This window comes from Streptomyces sp. NPDC047869, assembly GCF_040704065.1.
Classification (GTDB): domain Bacteria; phylum Actinomycetota; class Actinomycetes; order Streptomycetales; family Streptomycetaceae; genus Streptomyces.
Genome location: NZ_JBEYRK010000018.1, coordinates 159253 through 168419, shown reverse-complemented (window position 1 = coordinate 168419; position 9167 = coordinate 159253). Strand labels below are relative to the sequence as shown.

The 9167-nt window shown below is 75.3% G+C and carries 7 protein-coding genes; 2 read left to right on the top strand and 5 right to left on the bottom strand.

Annotated elements, in window-relative coordinates:
- Positions 1 to 82: 82 nt before the first annotated feature.
- Positions 83 to 721, bottom strand: a complete 639-nt coding sequence (locus tag AB0924_RS23635) for a sigma-70 family RNA polymerase sigma factor (RefSeq protein ID WP_358932572.1) — start codon at positions 719 to 721, stop codon at positions 83 to 85.
- A complete protein-coding gene (locus tag AB0924_RS23630) occupies positions 718 to 2142 on the bottom strand; it encodes a S8/S53 family peptidase (RefSeq protein WP_358932570.1) in 1425 nt (474 codons plus the stop codon). Before AB0924_RS23630 ends, AB0924_RS23635 begins: the two co-directional genes overlap by 4 nt.
- Before the next feature lie 146 nt (positions 2143 to 2288).
- Between AB0924_RS23630 and AB0924_RS23625 the strand changes: the two genes are divergently transcribed.
- Positions 2289 to 4901, top strand: coding sequence for a CHAT domain-containing protein (locus tag AB0924_RS23625; RefSeq protein ID WP_366912435.1), 2613 nt, complete (start codon positions 2289 to 2291; stop codon positions 4899 to 4901).
- 74 nt (positions 4902 to 4975) lie between these two features.
- Here AB0924_RS23625 and AB0924_RS23620 read toward each other — a convergent pair whose 3' ends face one another.
- The 3 genes from AB0924_RS23620 to AB0924_RS23610 all read right to left on the bottom strand — a co-directional run bounded on the left by AB0924_RS23620 (position 4976) and on the right by AB0924_RS23610 (position 8062).
- On the bottom strand, positions 4976 to 6760 hold the full coding sequence (locus AB0924_RS23620; protein WP_358932566.1) for a LuxR C-terminal-related transcriptional regulator: 1785 nt from the start codon (positions 6758 to 6760) through the stop codon (positions 4976 to 4978).
- 178 nt (positions 6761 to 6938) lie between these two features.
- The gene (locus tag AB0924_RS23615; RefSeq protein WP_366912434.1) at positions 6939 to 7793 is read right to left on the bottom strand and encodes a glutathione S-transferase family protein; all 855 of its coding nucleotides are present in this window, start codon (positions 7791 to 7793) and stop codon (positions 6939 to 6941) included.
- Positions 7794 to 7939: 146 nt separating this feature from the next.
- A complete protein-coding gene (locus tag AB0924_RS23610) occupies positions 7940 to 8062 on the bottom strand; it encodes a putative leader peptide (protein ID WP_358932562.1) in 123 nt (40 codons plus the stop codon).
- Positions 8063 to 8247: 185 nt separating this feature from the next.
- Here AB0924_RS23610 and AB0924_RS23605 point away from each other — a divergent pair, with 185 nt between their 5' ends.
- A complete protein-coding gene (locus AB0924_RS23605; protein ID WP_366912433.1) occupies positions 8248 to 9108 on the top strand; it encodes a hypothetical protein in 861 nt (286 codons plus the stop codon).
- Positions 9109 to 9167 lie beyond the last annotated feature (59 nt).

Sequence of the window (9167 nt, the reverse complement as noted above, 5' to 3'; positions counted from 1 at the left end):
TCAACGTCCTCTACGCCATGCTCCGTGACCGCCAGCCCTTCCAGGCCCAGCCACCCCTGCGTCTCGTTGCTTGACAACAGCATTAGGCAGCCTCCCGTGCGTCCATCCGGGCCCGCAGCCGGCGCAGACAGCGCTGGCGCAGCGGGCCGATGCTGCCGACCGCGATGCCGAGCGCGGCCGAGACCTCCAGATAACTCGGCGGTGGCGAGGCCATCAGCACCCGCAGCAACTGCCGGCACCGCTCGCCGAGCGCCTCGAACTCCTGCCAGAGCCGGCGGATCCGCTCGGCCTGCGCGGCCTCCTCCTCGGAGTCGATCAGCGACTGCTCCGGGGTCCGTTCCTCGCTGGCCCGGTCCAGCACCTGCGGATCGTCCGTCAGCGTCAGCCGGGTCAGCCCCTTGAGCACCTTCAGGCACTCGTTCCGGGCCGTACTGGCCAGCCAGGAGCCCGCCTTGTCGGGTTCCCGGAGGCGGTGGAGGTGCTGGGCGAAGCGGAACCACACGGTCTGGTAGACCTCGTGCGCGTCGGCGTCGGAGAGCCGGTGTGCGCGCACCACCGACCACACCAGCGGACTCAGTCCCTCCACCAGCGCCTTCCAGGCCGCCGCGTCGCCGTCGACCGCGGACCGGACCAGCGCGCCGACCTCTGTTCGGTCCACGGCTCCACCCCTCGTGTACGGCACGTCATCGTACGCCGTGGAAGGGAGCGTTCCGGACCTCATACCGGCCGGACCGGGATCGCGACGGGGGTCGGGCGCCAGGTGGACGGCCGGAGCACCGGCACGTGCGCCCCGCGCACCTCGGCGGACTCGGTGACCGAGCCGAGCAGTTGGGCCCGGGCCGCGCGCGGGTCGCGCTCCTTGTGCGCCGTCATGTGGGCGGCGACGAGCCCGGCGACGACCGGGGTGGCGAAGGACGTGCCGCTCCACTGCGCGAGGCCGTCGAACATCACCTGGTCGGGTTTGCCGGCCGTGCTCTCCCGCGCCTCGCTCAGCACGCCCGTGTGCCGCGGGTACTGGCAGGTGCAGACGTACCCGGAGCCGTACCGGCAGGCGTCGTAGGTGGAGTGCTGGTAGACGTACGGCACGGGCGTGCGGAATCCGGTGAGGGCGCTGGTGAGGCGCTCGCCGGGGGCGTAGACCCGCACCCAGGGGCCGTGGTTGCTGAAGCAGGCGCCGGACTCGCCGTCCCCGCGCAGCGCGCCGACCGACAGCACGCAGTCCTCGTACCCGGGCAGGGTGGCGTAGGCGGCCGGCCAGAACGGGTTGTCGCCGGCGTTGTTGCCGGCGGCGGCGACCAGCAGGGTTCCCTGCTCGCGCAGTTCCCGCATGAAAGCGTCGAGGCCGAGCAGGCCGTCGGTGCGGCCGTTGGACGTGCCGGCCGAGAGGCTGATGATGTCGGGCCAGCCGCCCTGGTCGACGGCGTCGAAGAGTCTGGCGCCGAACTCCGACTCCAGGACGGCGCCAGCGTCGGCGAGCGTGCCGCGCACGGTGACGTCGGTGTTGGGGGCGACGGCGGCGACGATCCCGGCGATGAACGTGCCGTGCCCGACGTACTGCCGCAGCACACCGTCGGGGCCGGTCTCGCCGGTCTGCGGATCGCCGGTGGTGTGCGCGAGCAGCGGGTAGGAGCCGTGGTCGTGCACCAGCCCGGTGTCGACGACGAGGACGCCGACGGCGGTGTCCGGGTCGTAGGGGGCGTCCACCGGGGCCGGGTTGGGCGGCTCGCTGCGCGGCGCGGGGACCGGCTCGTCACCGGGGCAGGCGTTGACCGCGATGTGCACGACGTGGTTGCGGCTGACCAGACGGCGGCCCTGGCGGCCCTCGGCCGCGCGCAGCGCGCCCAGGGCGTGCGGGACGACGTCCTCGCCGAGGGTGGGGTCGCCGACCCGGATCCGGGTGATCCCGGTGCGGTTGGTCTCCGGGCCGGCCCGGCGCACGTGGTCCGGAACCAGCCCCCGGGTGGCGGTGAAGTGGCCGCGCACGGTGTCCTCGACCAGCCGGGCCTCCTCCCCGTCGCGGGCGAGGACGACGCCCTTCTCGTAGAGGAACTCCGCGGCGTCGTCCGGCCCCATGGCCAGCGCGGTGCCGGGCATCGCGCGCTGGATGTGGTCGAACTGCTCGTGGAAGCGCTGAGGTGCCATGGTGTGTCCTCCCCCTGAGGCGGTCTCCGACAGTCAGAGTCGCCCGACCGACGATTGATACAGCTTGGTACGGCCTACGGGTGCGGCGGGTACGGCGGCAAGTGACCACGGCGAACCCGTGGGGCGGGTTTGCGCAGGCCACTACCATGCGAGGCGTGACAGCGGGAACGGAGTCGGTCCTCGAACTGCTGCCCCTGGTGTTCGCCGACCCGGGCGAGGCCCGGGCGCGCGCCGAACACGTGCTGCACACCGGCCCGCCGCCGCTGCACGCCAGTGTCGCGCACCAGGTGCTCGGCATCTGGCAGCGGGACTTCGGCGATCTCAGGATCGCCCTCAGGCATCTGCGCCGGGCCCGTGATCTCGCCGCGCGCGCCGAGTCGGCGGAGCGGGAGGCGGACGTGCTCGCCACCCTGGGGGTCGCACTGGTGCACGCGGGGCGCACCCGGCAGGGGCTTGCGTCGTTCGAGCAGGGGGTCGCGCGGGGCAGCGGACACACCAGGGCACGGGTGCGGTACCGGCGGGCCTATGTGTGGTGGGTGCTGGGGCATCACCGGGAGGCGCTGGAGGACGTGCGGAGGGCGCTTCCGGCCCTGCGGCAGGCCGGTGACGGGATCTGGACCGCGCGGGCGCTGACCCTGCGGGCCACGGTGCATCTGGCGCTGGGCGCGGTGGACCGGGCGGTCGCGGACTTCACGGCGGCGGAGCGGCTGTGGGACACCACCGGCCAGGAGCACGACAAGGCGGACGCGGTGGAGAGCCGGGGCCTCGCCGCGTTCCGCTCCGGGGACATCCCGGCCGCGCTGCGGCTGCTGGACGAGGCGGAGGAGCGGTACGCCAAACTCGGCACGCCCACCTTCATGCTGTCCGTGCGGCGCTGCGAGGTGCTGATGGCCGCCGGGCTCGCCCCCGAGGCGCTCGCCGAGGCGGACACCGCGATCGCCCTGCTGGACCGGATCGGCGGGCAGTCCACCCGTAAGGCGGAGCTGCTGCTGGCCGCCGCGCGCGCCGCCCGCTCGGCCGGGAAGGCGGACATCGCGACCGACCGTGCCGCCCACGCCGTACGGCTGTTCGCCAGGCAGCGGCGGACCTGGTGGGAGACGCACGCCCGGCTGGTACTGACCGAGGCGCGGGCGGCCGCGGGGCCCGGGTCGGGCCGGCTGGTCGCGGACGCGGCGCGGGTCGCCGGGCGGCTGGCCTCCTTCGGCTCGCCGGCCGCGCCGGAGGCCTCCCTGCTCGCCGGACGGATCGCGCTGGCGCTGGGCCGGACGGCGGACGCGGAGCGGCATCTGGCGGCCGCCGCGCGCAGCCGGTACTCCGGTCCGCCGCCGGCCAGGGTGACGGGCTGGGTGGCGCAGGCGCTGCGCGCCCGGGCGGCCGGTTCCGGACGCGGTGTGCTGCGGGCCTGCCGGCGGGGTCTGGCCGTGCTCGACGACCACCGGATGACGCTCGGCGCCTCCGAGCTGCGGGCCCGCGCCACCGCGCAGGGGGCGGAACTGGCCGCGCTGGCCCAGGAGGTGAGTCTGGCGCACGGCGGCCCGCGGCGGCTGCTGGAGTGGAGCGAGCGCTGGCGGGCGACCGTGCTGGCCGCGCCGCCCGCCCGGCCGCCCGCCGACACGGCGCTGCTCGGCAGCATCACCGCCTACCGGGAGATAGCGGCCCGCGCGGAGGAGGCACGGATGGAGGGCCGCCCGGTACCCGCTCTGGAGCGCGAACAGCGGCGGCTGGAACGGGAGATCCGCTCCCGTACCCACCACACGCACGGCGACTCGCCCGGCGACGGCGACCGCTTCGACGCCGCCCGGCTGCTGGACCGTCTCGGGGACGCGCGCCTGGTCGAACTCGCCGTGGTGGACGGCCGGGTGCACATCCTGCTCTGCGGTCAGGGCCGGGTCCGGCGATACACGGGCGGGGTGCTGGCGGAGGCGGTGGCCGAAGCGGAGCATGTGCAGGCCGGACTGCGCCGGCTCGCGCATCCGGGTGGCGAGGCGCGGCTGCCGCTGGTGGAGGCGGCGGGCCGGCGCATGGAGGAGCTGCTGCTCGGCGGTGCCGCGGCGCGTCTCGGATCCGGTCCGGTGGTGATCGTGCCGCCGGGCGCGCTGCACCGGGTGCCGTGGGCGCTGCTGCCCGCGCTGCGGGAGCGGGTGCTCAGTGTGTCGCCGTCGGCGGGCAGTTGGCTGCGGGCCCGGGAGACCGCGCCGCCGCGCGGCGGCCGGCATGTGCTGGTCCGCGGCCCGGGCCTGGCCACGGGCGGCGCGGAGGTGCCCGAGCTGGCCGGCCGGTACGGCGCGGCGACGGTGCTGGAGGGGCCGGCGGCGCAGGTGCCCCGGGTGCTGGAGCACCTGGACGGCGCGGCCCTCGCGCATCTCGCCTCCCACGGCACGTTCCGCGCGGACAGCCCGCTGTTCTCCGCGCTGCGGATGGCCGACGGCCCGCTGATCGTGCACGACTTCGAGCGGCTGGCCCGCAGCCCCTACCGGATCATCCTCTCCAGCTGCGACACCGCCCGGCTCGCCTCGGTCGGCGCGGACGAACTGCTCGGTCTGGTCACCGCCTTGCTGCCGCTGGGCACGGCCGGGGTGGTGGCGAGCAGCGCGCCGGTCAACGACGCGGCCGTGGTGCCGCTGATGCTCGCCCTGCACAAGGGCCTGGACGCGGGCCTCTCCCTGGCCGAGGCCCTCCGCGACGCCCGCGCCGCCCAGCCGGGCGACGCGGTCCACCAGTCGACGGGGTGGGCGTTCGCGGCGTTCGGGGCGGCGTGAGGCGGATCGTCACGCCGGCTTGGCTACGTCCGCGATGACGTGAGGCGGGGCCCGCATGCCGCGCGGGCCCCCGGTCACGCGGGTTCCGCCGTCGGCAGGTCCGTGAACCACGGCAGTGCGCCCCGGTCGCTCGCGCCGAGGCGGGCGTAGGCGCCGTACAGGTGGTTGCCGACGGTCCGGACGGAGAGCGTCAGCCGTTCGGCGATCTGCCGGTTGCTGAGGCCGGACGCGGCGAGGGAGACGATCTGCCGTTGCCGCGAGGTGAGTTCGCCGAGGACGAGTCCGGAGAGCGCCGGGGTGCGGGCACCCTGGCAGCGGCGGGCCAGCGTGAGCGCCCTGGTGCGGGAGAGGCGGGCGGCGCGGGGGTCGCGGTGGGCCGGTACGGCCTGCGCGTGCGCCTCGGCCGCGAACAGCAGGAAACCGCGCTCCGCCAGTGCCTCGGCGGCCCGGTCCAGGGCGGGGCCGTCGCCGCGGGCGAGCGCGTCGGCGTGCCGGGCGAACACACCGTCGCCCGGCAGCCGCCCCGCGACCCGCTCCGGCGCCCCCAGCCGCACGGCGTCGTAGAGCGCCGGCACCTGGTCCCCGGCGATCCGGTCCAGGGCGCCCCCGAGGTCACCCCGTGCCGCCGCGGCCCACACCCCCGCTCCCGTGATGTCGCCGAACTGACATGCCGCCAGATCGAGTTCGGAACGGCAGCCGGTGTCCTCCGGGGCCGCGCGCAGGCCCTCACGCGCCCAGGCGGCCGCCTCGCGCAGCTCTCCGCGCAGCCGGGCGTACCGGGCTCGCACTGCGGCGTAGCCGCCCGGGACCGGCAGCCCCTCGGACAGCAGCCAGTCGCCGACCGGTGTCGGTACGGCCCGTACGTCGTGTCGTTCCAACCGGCCTTCCAGCGTGGCCCGTTCGGCTGAGAGGGCAGGCCCGCACCGGTCCGGGGTGCGGGCCAGCCGGCGGGCCCGCAGGGGGCCCGCGGTGGCGCGCAGGGCCGGGCCGTGCAGGGGGTGGGTGAGGGTGACCGAGCCGTGGTCGTCGACGTCGAGCAGCCCTTCCTGTTCCAGGCGTTCCAGGACGTCCGGGTCGAGGCTCTCCAGGGCGAGCGGCAAGGGCTCGGCGAAGGCGAGCCGGTGCAGCGTCTCGCGCTCGTCGGCGTCGGTCCGGCCGAGGACGTCGGCCAGGCGCTCACGGACGGTCGCGGTGACCGGGACCGGTCCGCGCCACGCCCATCCGTCGCCGCCCGGGCCCGCGCGCAGGGCGCCGGAGCGGTGCAGCGCGCCCAGCAGGTCGCGCAGCAGCCGCAGATCGCCCTGGCACAGCCGGTGCAGCCGGCCCGTGGTGAGCGGTTCGAGTCCGGCCGTGGCGAGGAGCCGGTCGGTGTCCTCGCGGGGCAGCGGCGGCAGCGGCAGGCGCGGCAGCAGCTCCCCCGTCCACAGTCTGGAGACGGCGGCGGGCGCGGGCACGCCGTCGGTTGCGGTCACCGCCAGCCGGGTGCCTCCGTGCGCGGCGAGCTGGTGGACGAGCGCGGCGGAGGCCTCGTCGAGCAGATGGGCGTCGTCGACGACGAGGAGGCGCACTCCGGACAGGAGCCGCACCGCGCGGTGCAGCGAGACGGTGTCGGGCAGCAGGTGCGCGAAGGCCGCGAAGCGCAGGCCCCGGGTCTCGGGGGTTCCGGTCACCCGGGCGTGGTCCAGGCCCCGGACCGCCTCCGTGACCAGCCGGGTCTTGCCCCGGCCGGCCGGGCCGGTCACCACGATGCCGGGCCGTCCGGCGGCCGGCGCCCGGCGGACCAGGTCCAGTTCGTCCTCCCGGCCGGTGAACGGCCAGGGCGGCGCCAGGGTCTTCGCGTCCTGTTCGTGAGTCGTCACTTGAACAGGAGCGCGCCTGCTCAGTTCTGATACAGGGCGACTTGAGTACCCCCCGACTCAGGCGCCCGGCCGGCCGGGTACGGCACTCTGGCGGTCCAGGCCACAGTCGGGCACAGGGGGAGCGGTCGGGGGACGTCACCTTCGGGGGAGGGAGACGTCCTCCGGCCTCGCCGTCGTGTCACCGGCGAGGGGCCTCGTGCCCGCTTCCAGCCCGGAAGTCCCGCTGTCGAAACAGCGGTACGGCCCGGTCCGCGAAGAAAACGATGTCGTCGAGGTGCGCGGCGAAGGCCGGGTGGGCGGCCAGCCGCCGGACGTGACCCCACAGCGCCGGGTGGCCGGCGACGCGGTGCACGGCCGAGGCGCCCAGGCGGCGGCTGTGCACGGTGCCCAACTGGACCATTGCCACGCACAGTTCGAGATCAGCGGCGGTCAGCCGGCCGGCGACGAGGAACTCCTCCCCCGCCAGGTACCGCTCCAGCCGGCCCAGTGTGTCCAGCAGGTGTTCCAGCGCGGCGGCCCGGTCGGCCGGATCGGCGTCGGCCCGCCCGGCGCGCCGCGCCGTCCGCTGGATGCCCTCGGCGCAGAGCCGCTCCACGGCCTCGATCTCGCTCTCGGCGCCGCTCGGATACAGCGAGGCACGGCCGTTCGGGCGGAAGCGGTCCAGGTCACGGAGGATTTCCGGGGCGTGCGTGCTGACGATGCGTCCGGACCAGTCGTCGCTGAGCACCGGTGCGAGGGCGGGCCCGGTGTAGTGGTGCGCGCTCGCCTCGTACAGCGGACGCAACGCCGAGTGGCCGCCGTCGGGCTGGTCCGGTACGGCGGGCAGGAAGTCCACCGGACAACTGCCGTCGAGCCCGAGCAGGCGGTGGCCGACGGCGAGCCGCAGTCCCTCGGGAGACGCGGTCGACAGATGGAGCCGGTAGCGGTGCGGCACGGCGTAGTGGCCGCTGCGCGCGTCCCGGCCGATCCGGCCACGGAAGACGGGTGCGGGGCGGCGGAACGACGGAGCGGCGGCGAACGGAGCGATGGACATGCGTCTCCCCTGATGCGGGCGCGCCGAGGCGGGCGCGGCGAATGCGGCGTGGTGCGACGAGGACACGGGCGGAGCGGCCCGGCGTGAAGCGGGGAGGCGGGTCGTCGGCCGAGCCGTCGGCCGTTTCGGCTCTCAGCCGTCCGCTGTCAGTTGCGCGGACCGATCGCGCTGCAGACACGCAGCAGGTCGATGTGCAGGCGGGAGGTGAGCAGGGGTGCGCGGGGCGGCGTACGGCCCGCTCGGCCGGCCACCGTCTCGAGGCGCGCCATGATTCCCTACCCGTTCGCTGGGATTCCCTTTCCCTGGAGTGTCGATCGGGCGTGGCACGACGTCAAGGGGACGTCCACACGGCGGACCGGTGCGTGGGGTCACTCGAACGCCGCACTACGCTCGTCGCCCGGCCGGGACGGTGCTGATGTGGAGGGACGTACCGCGCTCTGAGGAGGCCGCCGCGATGCACCGTCCGTCCCGCCCCGCACGTGTTCTCGCCTCGGCGCTGGCGACGGGGACCTTGCTGGTGACCGCCGCCTGCGCGGGCGGCACCGGACCCCCGCAGGCCGCGCCCGCCTCCCCGGCGGCCAAGCAGTCCCCGTCCTCCCCGTCACTGTCCTCCCTGTCCCCGTCCTCCCCCTCGCCGTCCTCCCCGTCCGCGTCGGCCTCACGGGCGCTGACCACGAACGGGGCGAAGGCCGCCCTGATCACCGAGGCCGACATCGAGGACGCCTGGACGCAGGTGAACAACGCGTCGAGCTGGCGTGACAAGCTCCTGGCCGGCAAGGTCGACGTCGCCTCGTTCCTGAACGGCAAGACCGGCTCCCAGGACTGCCAGAAGCTGCTCGACAGCCTGTACTCGGACACCCTGCTGGGCCGGCCGGTGGGAGCGTCGGCGCTCACCGGCTTCACCCAGGGCGACGCCCGGCTGCTGTACCAGGTGGGCGACTACGGCAAGGGATCGCTGGAGAAGTCCCTGGACTGGATGAAGAGCCTCGCGGACACCTGCGACCAGTTCACCGTGACCGGCTCGGACGGCGGCAAGCGGACGGTGCAGGTCGTGAGCAGTTCGCTGCCCGCCGTGGGGGACGGCAGGCAGGGCCTCACCCTGACGGTGCAGGGCACCTCGAACGGAGAACCCGTCACCCTCAAGCTGGACGTGGCCGCCGTCCGGGTCGGCTCCTCGGGGATCCTGGTCACCAACGGCGGCCCGTCCGGCGTCGATCACGACAGCACGGAGACGGCGGTCCAGCAGGGCACCCAGCGGTTGCAGCAGGTGCTCGCCGGCAAGACCCCTTCCCCGACCCCGACCACGCTGGACTGACGTCCCGCGACCGGTGCGCGTCCGCGCCGGGGCCTGTCCCGACGGTGCGTCATGTGACA